The sequence below is a fragment of the Klebsiella variicola genome (genome assembly GCF_000828055.2).
In the GTDB taxonomy this organism is placed as follows: domain Bacteria; phylum Pseudomonadota; class Gammaproteobacteria; order Enterobacterales; family Enterobacteriaceae; genus Klebsiella; species Klebsiella variicola.
Genome location: NZ_CP010523.2, coordinates 2,900,145 through 2,916,825 on the forward strand (window position 1 = coordinate 2,900,145; position 16,681 = coordinate 2,916,825).

Sequence of the window (16,681 nt, forward strand, 5' to 3'; positions counted from 1 at the left end):
TGCAGTTGTAAGGAGACCCTGTATGGCGAAGTATCAGAGCATGCTGGTAGTAATCGATCCTAACCAGGACGACCAGCCGGCACTTAGGCGCGCGGTGTACCTGCACCAACGGATTGGTGGACGCATCAAAGCCTTTTTGCCGATCTATGATTTTTCTTATGAAATGACCACCCTGCTGTCGCCGGACGAACGCACGGCGATGCGTCAGGGCGTTATTGCCCAACGTACAGCCTGGATACGCGAGCAGGCGAAATTCTATATTGAATCGGGTGTGCCGATCGACGTAAAAGTGGTGTGGCACAACCGCCCCTTCGAAGCCATTATTCAGGAAGTTATTAGCGAGAAACACGACCTGCTGTTGAAGATGGCCCACCAGCACGACAAACTGGAGGCAGTGATCTTCACACCCACCGACTGGCATCTGTTGCGTAAGTGCCCCTGCCCGGTGTGGATGGTAAAAGACCAACCGTGGCCGGAAGGTGGCAAAGCGCTGGTCGCGGTCAATCTCGCCAGCGAAGAGAATTATCACAACACCCTGAACGAAAAGCTGGTTCGGGAAACGCTGTCTCTGGCGCAAGAAGTTAACCATACCGAAGTACATCTCATCGGCGCCTACCCGGTGACCCCCATCAATATCGCGATTGAGCTTCCGGATTTTGATCCCAGCGTCTACAACGACGCCATTCGCGGTCAGCACCTGCTGGCGATGAAAGCGCTGCGGCAGAAGTTTGGCATCGATGAGAAATTCACCCACGTGGAAAAAGGCCTGCCTGAGGAGGTGATCCCGGATCTCGCCGAGCATCTGCAGGCGGGGATCGTGGTGCTGGGAACGGTCGGACGTACCGGCCTGTCAGCGGCGTTCCTCGGCAATACCGCGGAACAGGTGGTCGATCATCTGCGCTGTGACCTGCTGGTACTCAAACCGGAGGCCTACCAGACGCCGGTGGAACTGGACGACGACGACGACGATTAACCCTCTTCTCGTACCGCTCATCTTCCCCCGCCTCGCGGGGGATTTTTTTTGCTTGCTGCCAGTCAGGCACAAAAAAAGGGCCGCTGGCGGCCCCTGTCACTGTCCAGCGAGAATGGCTTAGTGGATACCCAGACGCCAGGCCAGATCGATCTCTTCTTTCAGCTCCAGCGATGAGAGCGCCATCAGGTCAGCAAACTCCAGCTCCAGCAGTTTCAGCTTTTTCAGATACTGCGCTGGGGTCATGACGGTAGTGTCGCGGCGTAAGAATTCGATGGCCATCTGCGTTGGGGTTAACTCGGTATCCATAATATCCTCTGTCTGATGTAATAACCGGGACATTATATCATCTCTCACCGCTTATTTTATGAACAATTCCAGGTACCGCCCCGTATATAAAAAAGCCGTCTCACAGGAGACGGCTTATAAACAAACGTTGTAAAACAAGCGTGCTACATTACAGCGCTTTCAGGATCGCATCGACGCTGGCTTTCGCATCCCCAAACAGCATATGGGTGTTCTCTTTGAAGAACAGCGGGTTCTGTACGCCGGCGTAGCCAGTGTTCATCGAACGCTTAAAGACCACCACGTTCTGCGCTTTCCAGACTTCCAACACTGGCATACCCGCGATAGGGCTCTTCGGGTCGTCCTGCGCCGCCGGGTTGACGGTGTCGTTGGCGCCAATCACCAGCACGGTGTCGGTATCGCTGAAATCATCGTTGATCTCATCCATCTCCAGCACGATGTCGTAAGGCACTTTGGCTTCCGCCAGCAGCACGTTCATATGCCCCGGCAGACGCCCGGCCACCGGGTGAATACCAAAGCGTACTTTGATACCCCGCGCCCGCAGCTTCTCGGTAATTTCTGCCACCGGATACTGCGCCTGGGCCACCGCCATACCGTAGCCAGGGGTGATGATCACCGACTGCGAGTTTTTCAGCATCTCCGCTGTCTCTTCCGCGCTAATCTCGCGATGTTCGCCCACTTCTTCATCGCCGCCGCTGGAAGACCCATCGGTGCCGAAGCCGCCAGCAATCACGCTGATAAAGGAGCGGTTCATCGCCTTACACATAATGTAAGAGAGGATGGCACCGGAAGAACCCACCAGCGCGCCGGTGACGATCAGCAGGTCATTGCTCAGCATAAAGCCCGCTGCCGCTGCCGCCCAGCCCGAGTAGGAGTTGAGCATGGAAACCACCACCGGCATATCCGCGCCGCCGATAGAAGCCACCAGGTGCCAGCCGAAGGCCAGCGCGATCGCGGTCATCACCAGCAGGCACAGGACCTGGGTACCAGTGCTGTCGGCGCGAACAAAAATCACCATCAGCACGAAGGAGACCACCAGCGCCGCCAGGTTCAGCTTATGGCGATTCGGCAGCATCAGCGGCTTCGAGGAAATTTTGCCGCGCAGTTTACCAAACGCCACCACCGAACCGGTGAAGGTGACTGCACCGATGAAGATGCCGAGGAACACTTCGGTCAAATGGATATTGACCAGAATCTGCTCCATCCCGGTTTCATGCTGCAGGTAGCTGTTAAAACCCACCAGCACCGCCGCCAGGCCCACGAAGCTGTGCAGGATAGCCACCAGCTCCGGCATCTCGGTCATCTCGACCTTCTTCGCCAGACGAATACCGATCGCCCCGCCGATCACCATCGCGAGGATGATCCAACCGACGTTGCCGGCGTCCGGCCCCAGAATCGTGGCGATCAGGGCGATAGCCATCCCGGCGATGCCGAAATAGTTGCCCTGCTGCGACGTTTCGTGTTTCGACAGACCCGCCAGGCTGAAAATAAACAGGATTGCGGCAACAATGTATGCAGCTGTAACTAATCCACCAGACATGTGCTACCCCTTATCCTTTGCGAAACATTTTCAGCATGCGCTGAGTCACGGTAAAACCACCGAAAATATTAATGCTGGCGATCAGTACCGCGATAAAGCTCAGGAAGCTGACCCAGCCCCCGTGGCCTATCTGCAACAACGCACCAACAACGATAATGCCCGAAATCGCGTTCGTCACCGACATCAGCGGCGTATGCAGCGCATGTGAGACGTTCCATACCACGTAGTAACCTACTACGCAGGCCAGCGCGAAGACGGTGAAATGGCCAAGAAACTCTTTTGGCGCGACGTTTGCCAGCCAGCCGAAGAGGATAATCGCCAGCGCTATCAGGGCATATTTACGCCATGGGGACACCGGTTTTGCCGCTTCTTTCGGCGCTTCCACTTTTTTCGCTGCAGCCTGCGGCTGAGCGGAGACCTGAATCGGCGGCGCCGGCCAGGTGATTTCGCCTTCGCGCACTACGGTCACGCCGCGCACCACCACGTCATCGAAATCGATAACAATGTTGCCATCTTTCTCTTTGCACAGCAGCTTCAGCAGGTTAACCAGGTTGGTACCGTAGAGCTGGGAAGACTGGGTCGGCAGACGGCCCGGCAGATCGGTGTAACCGATAATTTTCACGCCATTGCCGGTGGTGACCACTTCGCCGGGCACGGTGTACTCACAGTTGCCGCCATTTTGCGAGGCGAGGTCGACCACCACGCTGCCCGACTTCATGGAGTCGACCATCTCGCGGGTGATCAGTTTCGGTGCCGGTTTACCCGGAATTAACGCCGTGGTGACGATGATATCGACATCTTTCGCCTGGGCGGCGAACAGCGCCATTTCGGCCTTAATAAAGGCCTCAGACATCACCTTGGCGTAGCCGTCGCCGCTGCCGGCTTCCTCTTTAAAGTCCAGCTCGAGGAACTCGGCGCCCATACTCTGCACCTGCTCCTTCACTTCCGGACGAGTATCGAAGGCGCGGACGATAGCGCCCAGGCTGTTGGCGGCGCCAATCGCAGCCAGACCGGCCACCCCGGCGCCGATGACCATCACCTTCGCGGGCGGAACTTTGCCTGCCGCCGTAATCTGTCCGGTAAAGAAACGGCCGAATTCATGGGCCGCTTCCACGATTGCACGGTAGCCGGCAATGTTTGCCATTGAACTGAGCGCATCCAGCGACTGGGCGCGAGAAATACGCGGCACCGAATCCATCGCCATCACGTTGATATTACGGGCCGCCAGTTTTTCCATCAGCTGCGGGTTTTGCGCAGGCCAGATAAAACTTATCAGCGTGGTTCCCGGATTCAGCAGTGCAATTTCATCGTCATTTGGAGCATTGACCTTGAGGATGATGTCAGACTGCCAGACCTCGTTGCCCGCGACGATCTCAGCCCCTGCCTGGGTAAAGGCGGCATCGTCAAAGCTGGCCAGTTTCCCGGCCCCGCTTTCTACCGCGACGCTAAAGCCGAGTTTAAGCAATTGCTCAACGGTCTTCGGCGTGGCGGCGGCCCGAGTCTCCTGGGCTAGCCTCTCTTGTGGTACACCAATACGCATAGTTTTCCCTTCCATCGGTTTTTGATGATGGTTTACTTTTCTGACCAACAACGACAAGACGGCGAAATCTTCCTCGCCATCTTCCGCTGTCTGCAAAATGAAACAGTAACAAACTTTTTATAACCTACTGAAAATAGCGATTGTGATCTACAGCGATAAAACAGAAATTTTGATTTTATTGCTTATTGTCAGCACAGATGGTTTCGGGCAGCAATATTTACCTGAATTTCTCACTCAGGCCTGATAATCCGCTTATCCAGCGTGATAAAACGCCATTTATCGCCATTGAGATCATTGTATTAACATTACGTTAACTAATAAAAGTGGTATCGATTATCGTTTTTGCTGGTCAAGCGGCTGTTTTTTCAACATATCGAAAAATGTTATCTTTCCGTAGTATACGATCCGGGCGGCAAGCAAAAAATGACGCAGACAGTCACAACGATTAAATGCAATAATCAAACGTTTTCAGTCAACAACAACACCAGTATATGGTTTGCGCAAGGCAAAGGATTATTTTTATGAAGCTTAAAAACACCCTCCTGGCGTCTGCTCTCCTGACAACCGCTACGTTGTCTGCCCATGCAGCGACCGAGTTGACCCCGGAGCAGGCGGCTGCGCTGAAGCCCTACGATCGCGTTGTCGTCACCGGCCGGTTTAATGCCATTGGCGACGCGGTACAGGCGGTATCGCGTAAAGCCGACAAAGACGGCGCGGCCTCATTCTATGTTGTCGACACGTCGGACTACGGCAATGGCGGCAACTGGCGCGTCACGGCTGACCTCTATAAAGACAACGCGCCGCAAGCGGATGCGCCGAAAAATCGCATCATCAATGGCGTGGTAGAACTGCCGAAAGATCAGGCCGTGACGCTGATGCCTTACGACACTGTCACCGTTCAGGGCTTCTATCGCAGCCAGCCGGAAGTCAATGATGCCATCACCAAAGCGGCAAAAGCGAAAGGCGCCTATGCGTTCTTTATCGTGCGCCAGGTGGATGCCAACCAGGGCGGCAACCAGCGCATTACCGCTTATATCTATAAAAAAGATGCTGAAAAACGCGTGCTGCAGAGCCCGGACGCCATCCCGGCAGACTCTGACGCCGGTCGCGCGGCGCTGGCCAAAGGCGGTGAAGCCGCGAAAAACGTGGAAATCCCGGGCGTCGCCACCACCGCGGCTGTGGGCTCAGGCACTGGCGTCGGTCGTTTCTTCGAGACCCAGTCTTCCAAAGGCGGGCGTTACACTGTCACGCTGCCGGACGGCACAAAAGTGGAAGAAGTGAACAAAGTGACCGCGGCGCAAATGGTGCCGTTCGATAATATCCAGTTCACCGGCAACTACGGCAACATGACGGAAATCTCCTATCAGACGGCGAAACGCGCGGCGAAGAAAGGGGCGAAGTACTACCACATCACCCGTCAGTGGCAGGAACGCGGCGGCAACATCACCATCAGCGCTGATTTGTACAAATAATCACTGCTGACTGGCTAAAAAGGCGGCGCAATGCCGCCTTTTCATTTTTTTTCATCCCCCGCCATTGCATGGCTCCCGGACACTCCGTAAAATCCCGCGCCTTAGCGCAATCCTCCATTTTTATGCGATTTCGCAAAATAAATATTCTGGAACAGCCATTTTCACCTCGGGAATGCAATGGAAAAGAAACTGGGCCTGAGCGCCCTGACCGCCCTGGTCCTTAGCTCAATGCTCGGCGCTGGCGTATTCAGTTTGCCGCAAAATATGGCTGCCGTAGCCAGCCCCTCCGCTTTGCTTATCGGCTGGGCCATCACCGGCGTCGGGATCCTGTTCCTCGCCTTCGCCATGCTGCTGTTAACCCGCATTCGCCCCGACCTCGACGGCGGGATCTTCACCTACGCCCGCGAAGGGTTCGGTGAGCTGATTGGCTTCTGTTCCGCCTGGGGATACTGGCTCTGCGCGGTGATCGCCAACGTCTCCTATCTGGTCATCGTCTTTTCGGCGCTCAGTTTCTTCACCGATACCCCTGAGCTGCGCCTGTTTGGCGATGGCAACACCTGGCAGTCTATCGCTGGCGCTTCGGTTTTGCTGTGGGTTGTCCATTTTCTGGTCCTGCGCGGCGTGCAGACGGCGGCGGGGATTAACCTGGTGGCCACCCTCGCCAAACTCCTGCCGCTGGGCGCGTTTATCGCGCTCGCCGCCCTGGCCTTCCAGCTGGATACGTTCCGCCTCGATTTCCGCGGACTGGCGCTGGGAATCCCCGTGTGGGAGCAGGTTAAAAACACCATGCTGATCACCCTGTGGGTGTTTATTGGCGTGGAAGGTGCCGTCGTGGTTTCTGCCCGCGCCCGACACAAGCGCGATGTCGGTCGCGCAACGCTGCTGGCGGTGCTCTCCGCCCTCACGGTCTATCTGCTGGTCACCCTGCTGTCGCTGGGCGTGGTGCCGCGCAGCGAACTGGCCGGTATGCGTAACCCGTCGATGGCGGGACTGATGGTCAACATGATGGGTTCGTGGGGAGAAATCGTGATTGCGGCGGGCCTGATCGTGTCGGTGTGTGGCGCCTACCTGAGCTGGACGATTATGGCTGCGGAAGTGCCTTTCCTGGCCGCCACGCATAAAGCCTTCCCGCGCCTGTTTGCCCGCCAGAACAGCAACAATGCCCCGTCCGCCTCGCTGTGGCTGACCAATATCAGCGTTCAGGTATCGCTGGTGCTGATCTGGTTGACCGGGTCGGACTACGGCACCCTGCTGACCATCGCCTCAGAGATGATCCTCGTTCCCTATCTGCTGGTCGGCGCCTTTCTGCTGAAAATCGCCACTCGCCCGCTGCACAAAGCGGTGGGTATCGGCGCCTGCATTTATGGCTTATGGTTATTATACGCGTCGGGACCTGTGCATTTGCTGTTGTCGGTGGTACTTTACGCTCCGGGTCTTCTGGTCTTTTTGTACGCTCGACGTACGCACCAGCACGATCGTTCGCTCAAACGCCGCGAATTGGCGCTAATTGGTTTATTGCTGGTTGCCGCTGTGCCGGCAACGTGGATGCTGGTGGGGTAAGCGCTCGCCCTGCCGCAGAACGCATAGGAGATACCCATGGCTGAACAACAGCCCCGCCCGGTTCTGATCACAGGAGGAGGCCGCCGCATCGGTCTCGCGCTGGCACACCATTTTCTGCTGCAACACCAGCCGGTCATCGTCAGCTATCGCACGCCCTATCCGGCAATCGATGGCCTGCGCGACGCGGGCGCCCTCTGTCTGCAGGCCGATTTCAGCAGCGATGACGGCATACTGACCTTCGCCGAAGCGGTCAAATCGCACACCAGCGGCCTGCGCGCCATCATCCACAACGCCAGCGACTGGATGGCGGAGAAGCCGGGAGTTGCGCTGAGCACAGTGATCAACCGCATGATGCAGATCCACGTCCATGCCCCCTACCTGCTCAACCACGCGCTGGAGGATCTGCTGCGCGGCCACGGCCATGCCGCCAGTGATATTATCCATATTACCGATTACGTCGTGGAGCGCGGCAGCGATAAACATATCGCCTACGCCGCCAGCAAAGCCGCGCTGGACAATATGACCCGCTCCTTCGCCCGCAAGCTGGCGCCGGAGATCAAGGTCAACGCCATCGCCCCGTCGCTGATTATGTTTAATGAGGGTGACGACGAAGCCTATCGTCAGCAGGCGCTGGATAAATCGCTGATGAAAATCGCCCCAGGCGAAAAAGAGATTAGCGACCTTATCGACTATCTGTTTACCAGCCGCTACGTCACCGGCCGGTCCTTCGCCGTCGACGGCGGCCGCCCGCTGCGCTAGTGGAAGTGGTTCCAGCCCAGGATTAACAGCCAGGCGCATAGCCCCCAGCATCCCACCGCGCCTGCCAGCGCCAACGGCAGGCGCATGATCCCGGTGAAGTACCACAGCGATACCAAATAGACAAAATAGGGAATAATCGACCACATGCCGAACACGATGGTGGCGCGCAGGGCTTCAATACCGCGCTCGCTGGCGACGATATAGTGGGCGATGAGCGCAAAGGTAGGAAACAGCGGGATCAGCCCGGCGAGAGCGTAATTTTTCGTTTTTGCCAGCACGCCAATCAGCACCACCACCAGCGCACCCAGCAGCCCTTTGATTAACAGCCCCATGTCCTTATGCCTTAACAATGAATCAACAAGTTAGCGCAGCATAGCGGAAATAGCGCTGTTTATAAAAGAGTAATGGCGGGTAAAATAGACGCAGTGTATGTTACTTCTTTTACTGATGTGCAATAGACATGAATAAAATCGTTTTTGTTGAGGATGACCCTGAGGTTGGGGCGCTGATCGCCGCCTATCTCGGCAAGCATGATATGGAGGTGGTGGTCGAGCCTCGCGGCGACCGCGCAGAGGACGTGATCGCGCGGGAGAAACCGGACCTCGTGCTGCTGGACATTATGCTGCCCGGCAAAGACGGGATGACGCTCTGCCGCGATCTGCGCGGGCAATGGCAAGGGCCCATTGTCCTGCTGACCTCACTCGACAGCGACATGAACCATATCCTCTCCCTGGAGATGGGCGCCAGCGATTATATCCTGAAAACCACACCGCCAGCGGTGCTTCTCGCGCGACTGCGTCTGCATTTACGCCAGCATATCGCTCCGGCGGGCGCCGGCGCCGGTACCCCGGCAACGCTCACGCCGCACAAAACCATCTCCTTTGGTTCGCTGACCATTGACCCGGTCAACCGCCAGGTGCTGCTCGGCGGAGAAAGCGTCGCATTGTCGACGGCCGATTTCGATCTGCTGTGGGAGCTGGCCACCCACGCCGGGCAAATTATGGACCGCGACGCGCTGCTGAAAAATTTACGCGGCGTCACCTACGACGGGATGGATCGCAGCGTTGACGTGGCTATCTCCCGCCTGCGCAAAAAACTGCTCGACAACGCCACGGAGCCCTATCGTATTAAGACCGTTCGCAACAAAGGCTACCTGTTCGCCCCACACGCCTGGGACAACTAAGCTCCTCCCGCGGCCCTGCGAGGGGCCCGTTTTATGGCGCACTCCCCGACAGTAACCACCTCAACTTTTACTGCTTAGGGCAACTGCGCGGGTTTCCCTCTGCGCGCCCGCTGCCCGCTGCGAATTAGTCATATTGCGTAAATCAATAGATTTAGCCGTACAGTTCCCCATCACATAAGCCTTCAATATGATTGTGCTCAAGGACTTACTGTTATCAGAGTGGCATAAAGCCTGAAAACACAGGACTTTTGCATGATGAAATACGTTGTACTTTTGGCACTCTCACTCTTCACTTCACTCTCTGGTTGGGCTTTTTCCCTCGACAACGCCGATATTCGACTCCTCTGTCCACAGCGCGGGCAAATCGAGGTGATCCTCCACCGCTATGAACATACCCAGCAATCCTGGGGACAGCATCACTTTGAAACGGGAGGCGGCCACGTTCGCCAGGGACCGCTGCTGGTGATCCCGTTTGCCAACCTCGATCAGATGATTTACCACCAGACCACCGGCGAATTTGCTTACTGGTATGCCAAAACGGAAAAGCTGGTGCGCTGTCGTCTGCTGAGTCTGACGACCCTCTATCCGGTGGATATTCCCTACTTTCGCGAGTAGCGATACCCCGCTCAACGCTCCAGGGTAATGCAGGTCTGGTGGTTATAATTAATTTGTGACAACGTCACTAATTCAGATATTCCCGGCCGATATCATCCCGGATGACGCGACCTATACCGGGTATACCGGCGCCACAAAGATGGCAAAGCGCAACACGCCGGGCCCCCAAAGATGGTCGTTTTACAATAAATTTTCATTGTTCTAGTGTGAGTTAACTCAACACTCACGCGGTACGGGAGAGACAATGGGACGGTTCTCAGGTAAGAAAATTGTGATTACAGGGGCGAGCAGCGGTATTGGTCTGGCGGGGGCAATGCGCATTATTGATGAAGGGGGCGAAGTGATGCTGACCGGACGCCATCAGCAAAAACTGGCGTCGTTACGCACATTGCTGCCCGAGCGCGCCTGGTTTCTTCAGAACGATGGCGCGAAACCTGAGGCGGCGCATGCCCTCGCCGAGTCTGTAGAATCATTTGGCATGCTGGATGGCCTGTGGCTGAACGCCGGGCAGCTCGCCTTTTCTACGGTGGAAAATACCACCGAAACGCAGTTCGATACCATCATGGCCAACAACGTCCGTTCCCAGTATGTGGTGGATGGCGGACTGCTGCGCTTATAAGGGCTCCGTCATTATTTATGCGTAAGGGATGTTGTCAGTGAGGGTGAACCCTGCTTTGATAGCGCATTAAACCGGGCGTGAAACGTAGAAGTGATTTTGCGGTATATTCTGCCGTGACAAACGCCCTGGACTGCGGTCTGGTTTCGTTCCTGCATCACCGCTTTAGCGGAAAGACACATACCACACCGCGCCATGAAGGCAAAAGATAGGTAATTAACATTCTGATTTAAGTGAGATTTAATGAAAAAGCTGTTTGTGCAGTTCTATCTTTTGCTCTTCGTTTGTTTTCTGGTAATGACCATGCTGGTCGGTCTGGTCTATAAATTTACCGCTGAGCGCGCCGGACGACAGTCGCTGGACGATTTGATGAAAAGTTCGCTGTATCTGATGCGCAGCGAGCTGCGGGAAATTCCGCCGCGCGACTGGAGCAAGACGCTCAAAGAGCTGGATCTGAACCTGTCGTTCGATCTGCACATCGAACCAATGAGCAAATTTAAGCTGTCGGAAAGCTCGATGCAGCACCTGCGCGCCGGCGATATTGTCGCGCTGGATGACCAGTACACCTTTATTCAGCGCATTCCCCGCAGCCATTATGTGCTGTCGGTGGGCCCGGTGCCTTATCTCTATTTTCTGCATGAAATGCGCCTGCTGGACGTGGCGCTGATGGCGTTTATTGCTATCTCGCTGGCCTTTCCGGTGTTTATCTGGATGCGTCCGCACTGGCAGGACATGTTGCGCATTGAAACCGCTGCCCAGCGCTTTGGCGAGGGCCACTTCAGCGAGCGCATTCATTTTGACAGCATGTCCAGCTTTGAACGGCTCGGCGTGGCCTTTAACCAAATGGCCGATAACATTAACGCCCTCATTGCCAGCAAGAAGCAGTTGATTGACGGTATCGCCCATGAGCTCAGGACGCCGCTGGTCCGCCTGCGCTACCGTCTGGAGATGAGCGAAAACCTCACCGAGGCGGAATCGCAAGCGCTGAACCGCGATATCGGCCAGCTGGAGGCGCTGATTGAAGAGCTCCTGACCTACGCCCGCCTCGACCGCCCGCAGACGGAACTCAGCCTGACGACGCCTGACTTTCCCGCCTGGATCAGCGATCACGTCGAGGATATCCAGATGGTCAACCCGCAGCGCGAGGTCGCTCTGGCGACGCTGACCCACGGCAACTACGGCGCGCTGGATATGCGGCTGATGGAGCGGGTACTGGATAATCTGGTGAATAACGCCCTGCGCTACAGCACCCAGCGGGTGGCGGTCAGCCTGACCCTGCAGGGTCCGCGCGCGTCGCTGCAGGTCGAGGATGACGGCCCGGGAATCGCTCCCGAAGAGCGCGAGCGGGTGTTTGAGCCCTTTGTCCGTCTTGACCCCAGCCGCGATCGGGCGACAGGAGGTTGTGGCCTCGGCCTGGCGATTGTGCACAGTATTGCCCAGGCGATGGGCGGTGACGTGCGCTGTGAGGCCAGCCCTCTCGGCGGCGCCCGCTTCTGCTTTAGCTGGCCGGTTTATCATCAGTTGCCCGATTTTACCTCTGCCTGAATAAAACTTGCGCAGCGGCCGCGCGCTGCGTATGCTGTAAAAATCAAATAGTATGTTGTAACTAAGGTGAAATGATGGCCAGCTACGATCTTGTTGAACGTCTGAATGATACCTTTCGCCAGATCGAGCTGGAGCTGCAGACGCTCCAGCAGACATTAAGCAGCTGTCGGCTGCTGGCGGCCCGGGTATTTGAACTGCCGGCGGTCAGTAAGGATGCCGAGCACGATCCGCTGGCGAACATACCGGTGGTGCAGCACAGCGGCAAGGCGGCGCTGGCCCTCGCCCTGCGCCACTACAGCCATCTGTTTATCCAGCAGCAGTCGGAAAACCGCAGCAGCAAGGCCGCCGTCCGTCTGCCAGGGGCTATCTGCCTGCAGGTCACCGCCGCGGAGCAGCAGGATCTGCTGGCGCGCATTCAGCATATTAACGCCCTGAAGGCTACCTTCGAGAAAATCGTCACCGTCGATTCTGGCCTGCCCCCTACTGCCCGTTTTGAATGGGTGCATCGCCACCTGCCGGGCTTGATCACCCTCAGCGCCTACCGCACGCTGACGCCCCTTATCGACCCGAGCACCATCCGCTTCGGCTGGGCTAATAAACACGTGATCAAGAACCTGACCCGCGACCAGGTATTGATGATGCTGGAGAAAAGCCTGCAATCACCGCGGGCGGTGCCGCCGTGGACCCGTGAGCAGTGGCAGAGCAAGCTTGAGAGGGAGTATCAGGACATCGCCGCCCTGCCGCAGCGGGCGCGGCTGAAAATCAAACGGCCGGTGAAAGTGCAGCCGATTGCCCGCGTCTGGTACGCCAGCGAGCAGAAACAGGTGCAGTACGCCTGCCCCAGCCCGCTGATCGCGCTGATATCCGGCAGCCAGGGGGTCAGCGTCCCGGATATCGGCGAATTGCTGAACTATGACGCCGACAATGTCCAGTACCGCTACAAACCGGAGGCGCAGTCGCTGAGATTACTTATCCCGCGCCTGCACCTCTGGCTGGCTAGCGAGTAGCCAGGCTGCCAACCATCTCCTCAGGGCGCACCCAGCTGTCGAATTCGGCTTCCGTCAGGTAGCCCAGCGCCAGCGCCGAGGCTTTGAGGGTCAGCCCCTCATGGTGCGCTTTTTTAGCGATTTCCGCCGCCTTGTCGTAGCCGATATGGGTATTCAGCGCAGTGACCAGCATCAGCGACTCATTGAGCAGCTGGCTGATCCGCTCGCGATTCGGTTCAATACCCACCGCACAGTGCTCGTTAAAACTTGCCATGCCGTCCGCCAGCAGACGCACCGACTGCAGGAAGTTGTGGATGACCATCGGGCGATAGACGTTAAGCTCAAAGTTGCCGGAGGCGCCACCGATATTCACCGCCACGTCGTTGCCCATCACCTGGCAGCAGACCATGGTCAGGGCTTCGCACTGGGTTGGGTTAACCTTGCCGGGCATAATCGATGACCCTGGCTCGTTTTCCGGGATGGCGATTTCGCCAATGCCGCAGCGGGGGCCGGAGGCCAGCCAGCGGACATCGTTAGCGATTTTCATCAGGGACGCCGCCAGGCCTTTCAGCGCGCCGTGGGCATGGACCAGGGCATCCACAGTGGCCAACGCTTCGAATTTGTTTGGTGCGGTGACAAATGGTTGTCCGCTGAGCGACGCCAGCTCGGCCGCCACCCGCACGGCATACTCCGGATGGGTATTCAGCCCGGTTCCTACCGCCGTCCCGCCCAGCGCCAGCTCGGCAAGATGCGGCTGACTGGCTTCGATGTGCTTCAGGCTATGGTCCAGCATCGCCACCCAGCCGGAGATCTCCTGGCCTAACGTGAGCGGCGTGGCGTCCTGCAGATGGGTGCGGCCGATCTTGACGATATCCCTGAAGGCTACCGCTTTTTCATTGAGCGTCGCCCGCAGCGCCTGCAGCGACGGGATCACTTTTTCCCGCAGGGCAATCAGCGCCGCGACGTGCATGGCGGTGGGGAACACGTCATTTGAGCTCTGGCTCTTATTCACATCGTCATTGGGATGAATTTTTCGCGCCATCCCCCGTTCACCGCCCAGCAGTTCACTGGCGCGGTTGGCCAGCACCTCGTTCATATTCATATTGCTTTGGGTGCCGGAGCCGGTCTGCCAGATAGCCAGCGGGAACTCCTGCGCGTGCTTTCCGGCGAGGACTTCGTCAGCGGCAGCGACGATCGCCCCGGCTTTCTCCGCCGTCAGCAACCCGAGATCCTGATTAACCTTCGCCGCCGCCCGCTTGGTCAGCGCCAGGGCGTAAATCAGCTCCCCGGGCATTTTTTCGCTTGATATGCGGAAATGCTCCAGCGAGCGTTGGGTCTGGGCGCCCCAGAGCTTATCGGCCGGGACGTCGATGGCGCCCATCGAGTCTTTTTCACTGCGATGCGTTGTCATTACTTTCTCCTTGGATTCAAAGTGCGTCATAGCGACAAAGCTCACCTGCTTAAAAGACTAAGTATTGGCCAGATTTATAAGTTGTTTTGGTGGTTCGTGCCGCGAAGCGACATAAAAAAGCCGCCCGAAGGGCGGCCCAGACCGCTGACAAAATGCAATCGTCGGGATTGCCCGGCGGCGCTGCGCTTGCGCGGGCCTACAGAGAATTGCCTAACTGTTTAATATTGCTGTTTTTCGCAGGCCGGGTAAGGCGAAAGCCGCCACCCGGCAGAAAGGCGATCACAATAACGAAAACCGGTTTGTCATCGGCCAGAGCCGCCCCGAAGGGCGGTCTGGGTTACTTCACGCAGCGGGCGCACTGCGACGTCTGGATCTGCTGGAAGAAGTCATTGCCTTTATCATCGACGAGGATAAACGCCGGGAAATCTTCCACTTCAATTTTCCAGATAGCCTCCATACCCAGCTCCGGATACGCCACGCACTCGAGGCTACGGATGCTCTGCTGGGCCAGTACCGCCGCCGGGCCGCCGATACTGCCGAGGTAGAAGCCGCCGTGTTTGTGGCACGCGTCGGTGACCTGCTGGCTGCGGTTGCCTTTCGCCAGCATGATCTTGCTCGCGCCGTGCGACTGCAGCAGATCAACATAAGAATCCATGCGCCCTGCGGTGGTCGGTCCCAGAGAGCCGGAGGCGTAACCGTCCGGTGTCTTGGCCGGACCGGCATAGTAGATCGGGTGATCTTTGACGTACTGCGGCAGTGCTTCACCGCTGTCGATAAGCTCCTTCAGCTTGGCGTGGGCAATATCGCGGGCCACGATAATAGTGCCGCTCAGCGACAAACGGGTGGACACCGGGTACTGCGACAGCAGCGCCAGGATCTCGCTCATCGGCTGGTTAAGATTCACCTTCACCGCTTCGCCTTCCCCGGCCTGGCGCAGATGCTCAGGGATATATTTCCCCGGATTGCTCTCCAGCTTCTCGATCCAGATGCCGTCGCGGTTGATTTTGGCTTTGATGTTGCGGTCGGCGGAACAGGAGACGCCCATCCCTACCGGGCAGGAAGCGCCGTGACGCGGCAGACGGATCACCCGGATATCGTGGGCGAAGTATTTCCCGCCGAACTGCGCGCCGAGGCCAAGGTTCTGCGCTTCCAGCAGCAGCTCCTGCTCCAGCTGAATGTCGCGGAACGCCTGGCCATGCTCGTTACCTTCGGTCGGCAGGCCATCGTAGTATTTGGTGGAGGCCAGCTTGACGGTTTTCAGCGTCGCTTCCGCCGAAGTCCCGCCGATCACAAAGGCGATATGGTACGGCGGACAAGCGGCGGTCCCGAGGGTGCGCATCTTCTCAACCAGATAGTTTTTCAGCTTCGCCGGGGTGATCAGCGCTTTGGTTTCCTGGTACAGATAGGTTTTGTTCGCCGAACCGCCGCCCTTGGCGATGCAGAGGAATTTGTACTCATCGCCATCGGTAGCATAAAGATCGATCTGCGCCGGCAGGTTGGTACCGGTGTTAACCTCTTTATACATATCCAGCGGCGCGTTCTGCGAGTAGCGCAGGTTGTCCTGGATATAGGTGTTGTACACACCCTGCGCCAGAGCGGCTTCATCACCGCCGCCGGTCCACACGCGCTGGCCTTTTTTACCCATGATGATCGCGGTGCCGGTGTCCTGGCAGGTGGGCAGAATGCCTTTGGCGGCGATATCCGAGTTGCGCAGGAACTGCAGGGCGACGTATTTGTCGTTTTCGCTGGCTTCCGGGTCGTTAAGGATATCCGCCACCTGCTGCTGATGCGCCGGGCGAAGCATAAAGGAGGCGTCGTGGAAAGCATGCTGCGCCAGAAGGGTTAGCGCCTGAGGGTCGACTTTTAGCACTTCCTGGCCGGCAAATTCGGCGACGGAGACGTAATCACTGCTGAGGAGATAATACTCGGTGTCATCCTTTTTGAGGGGAAAAGGATCCTGGTAAACAAACGGTTTATTCGACATTGTACTCTCACTTACTGCTTTGGCTGATTATGTTTCAGGCAGGGACTCCATGTGCCTGTAGAAAAGCGAGTCGATCAATCTTACACAATTTTTTAACAAAAACTGAGACAGGGACGACTTTTTCTTTCAGCAGTTGCTTCTCCACGGTTTACTGGTTTAATAGAGCAATAATTTTTACTTTGATTGATACAGGG

15 protein-coding genes are annotated in these 16,681 nt (G+C 57.1%); 9 read left to right on the forward strand and 6 right to left on the reverse strand.

The annotated features are described in order from the left end of the window. The first annotated feature begins 22 nt into the window (after window positions 1-22). Complete coding sequence (gene uspE / locus SP68_RS13680) at window positions 23-973, forward strand: universal stress protein UspE (protein ID WP_008805063.1); 951 nt, start codon at window positions 23-25, stop codon at window positions 971-973. A gap of 117 nt (window positions 974-1,090) precedes the next feature. Here uspE and SP68_RS13685 read toward each other — a convergent pair whose 3' ends face one another. The 3 genes from SP68_RS13685 to pntA form a co-directional block, all read right to left on the reverse strand. After that, window positions 1,091-1,279 carry a YdiH family protein gene (locus tag SP68_RS13685; protein ID WP_004887037.1) on the reverse strand — a complete coding sequence of 63 codons (189 nt, stop codon included), beginning with the start codon at window positions 1,277-1,279 and terminating at the stop codon, window positions 1,091-1,093. 148 nt (window positions 1,280-1,427) lie between these two features. Beyond that, window positions 1,428-2,816, reverse strand: coding sequence for a Re/Si-specific NAD(P)(+) transhydrogenase subunit beta (gene pntB, locus SP68_RS13690; protein ID WP_012541888.1), 1,389 nt, complete (start codon window positions 2,814-2,816; stop codon window positions 1,428-1,430). Between the two features lie 10 nt (window positions 2,817-2,826). Continuing rightward, on the reverse strand, window positions 2,827-4,356 hold the full coding sequence (pntA, locus tag SP68_RS13695) for a Re/Si-specific NAD(P)(+) transhydrogenase subunit alpha (protein WP_040968466.1): 1,530 nt from the start codon (window positions 4,354-4,356) through the stop codon (window positions 2,827-2,829). Window positions 4,357-4,877: 521 nt separating this feature from the next. Between pntA and ydgH the strand changes: the two genes are divergently transcribed. From ydgH to folM, 3 genes are all read left to right on the forward strand, one after another. Then, on the forward strand, window positions 4,878-5,828 hold the full coding sequence (ydgH, locus tag SP68_RS13700) for a DUF1471 family protein YdgH (protein WP_008805066.1): 951 nt from the start codon (window positions 4,878-4,880) through the stop codon (window positions 5,826-5,828). A 177-nt stretch (window positions 5,829-6,005) separates the two neighbouring features. Next, window positions 6,006-7,388, forward strand: coding sequence for an amino acid permease (locus SP68_RS13705; RefSeq protein ID WP_012541893.1), 1,383 nt, complete (start codon window positions 6,006-6,008; stop codon window positions 7,386-7,388). A 36-nt stretch (window positions 7,389-7,424) separates the two neighbouring features. Further along, entirely contained in the window at window positions 7,425-8,147 is a 723-nt protein-coding gene (gene folM / locus SP68_RS13710) for a dihydromonapterin reductase (RefSeq protein ID WP_012541894.1), read from the forward strand. Here folM and SP68_RS13715 read toward each other — a convergent pair. Then, a complete protein-coding gene (locus SP68_RS13715) occupies window positions 8,144-8,479 on the reverse strand; it encodes a GlpM family protein (RefSeq protein ID WP_008805069.1) in 336 nt (111 codons plus the stop codon). The two genes, folM and SP68_RS13715, sit on opposite strands and share 4 nt — an antisense overlap. A 128-nt stretch (window positions 8,480-8,607) precedes the next feature. Here SP68_RS13715 and rstA point away from each other — a divergent pair, with 128 nt between their 5' ends. The 5 genes from rstA (at window position 8,608) to tus (ending at window position 13,113) form a co-directional block, all read left to right on the forward strand. Next, complete coding sequence (gene rstA / locus SP68_RS13720; RefSeq protein WP_023322533.1) at window positions 8,608-9,330, forward strand: two-component system response regulator RstA; 723 nt, start codon at window positions 8,608-8,610, stop codon at window positions 9,328-9,330. Between the two features lie 252 nt (window positions 9,331-9,582). Continuing rightward, window positions 9,583-9,945: a hypothetical protein gene (locus SP68_RS13725; RefSeq protein WP_008805071.1), complete on the forward strand. Its 363-nt coding sequence runs from the start codon at window positions 9,583-9,585 to the stop codon at window positions 9,943-9,945. Window positions 9,946-10,189: 244 nt separating this feature from the next. Then, window positions 10,190-10,564: an SDR family NAD(P)-dependent oxidoreductase gene (locus tag SP68_RS13730; RefSeq protein ID WP_012968337.1), complete on the forward strand. Its 375-nt coding sequence runs from the start codon at window positions 10,190-10,192 to the stop codon at window positions 10,562-10,564. 240 nt (window positions 10,565-10,804) lie between these two features. Next, window positions 10,805-12,106 carry a two-component system sensor histidine kinase RstB gene (gene rstB / locus SP68_RS13735; RefSeq protein WP_008805073.1) on the forward strand — a complete coding sequence of 434 codons (1,302 nt, stop codon included), beginning with the start codon at window positions 10,805-10,807 and terminating at the stop codon, window positions 12,104-12,106. Between the two features lie 74 nt (window positions 12,107-12,180). Further along, entirely contained in the window at window positions 12,181-13,113 is a 933-nt protein-coding gene (gene tus / locus SP68_RS13740) for a DNA replication terminus site-binding protein (RefSeq protein WP_016160939.1), read from the forward strand. On the opposite strand, the gene fumC is transcribed toward tus, so the two are convergent. Together fumC and fumA are read right to left on the reverse strand one after the other, a co-directional pair. After that, the gene (gene fumC / locus SP68_RS13745; protein ID WP_012541897.1) at window positions 13,103-14,503 is read right to left on the reverse strand and encodes a class II fumarate hydratase; all 1,401 of its coding nucleotides are present in this window, start codon (window positions 14,501-14,503) and stop codon (window positions 13,103-13,105) included. The two genes, tus and fumC, sit on opposite strands and share 11 nt — an antisense overlap. 337 nt (window positions 14,504-14,840) lie before the next feature. Then, entirely contained in the window at window positions 14,841-16,487 is a 1,647-nt protein-coding gene (fumA, locus tag SP68_RS13750; RefSeq protein ID WP_012968340.1) for a class I fumarate hydratase FumA, read from the reverse strand. Window positions 16,488-16,681: the final 194 nt, after the last annotated feature.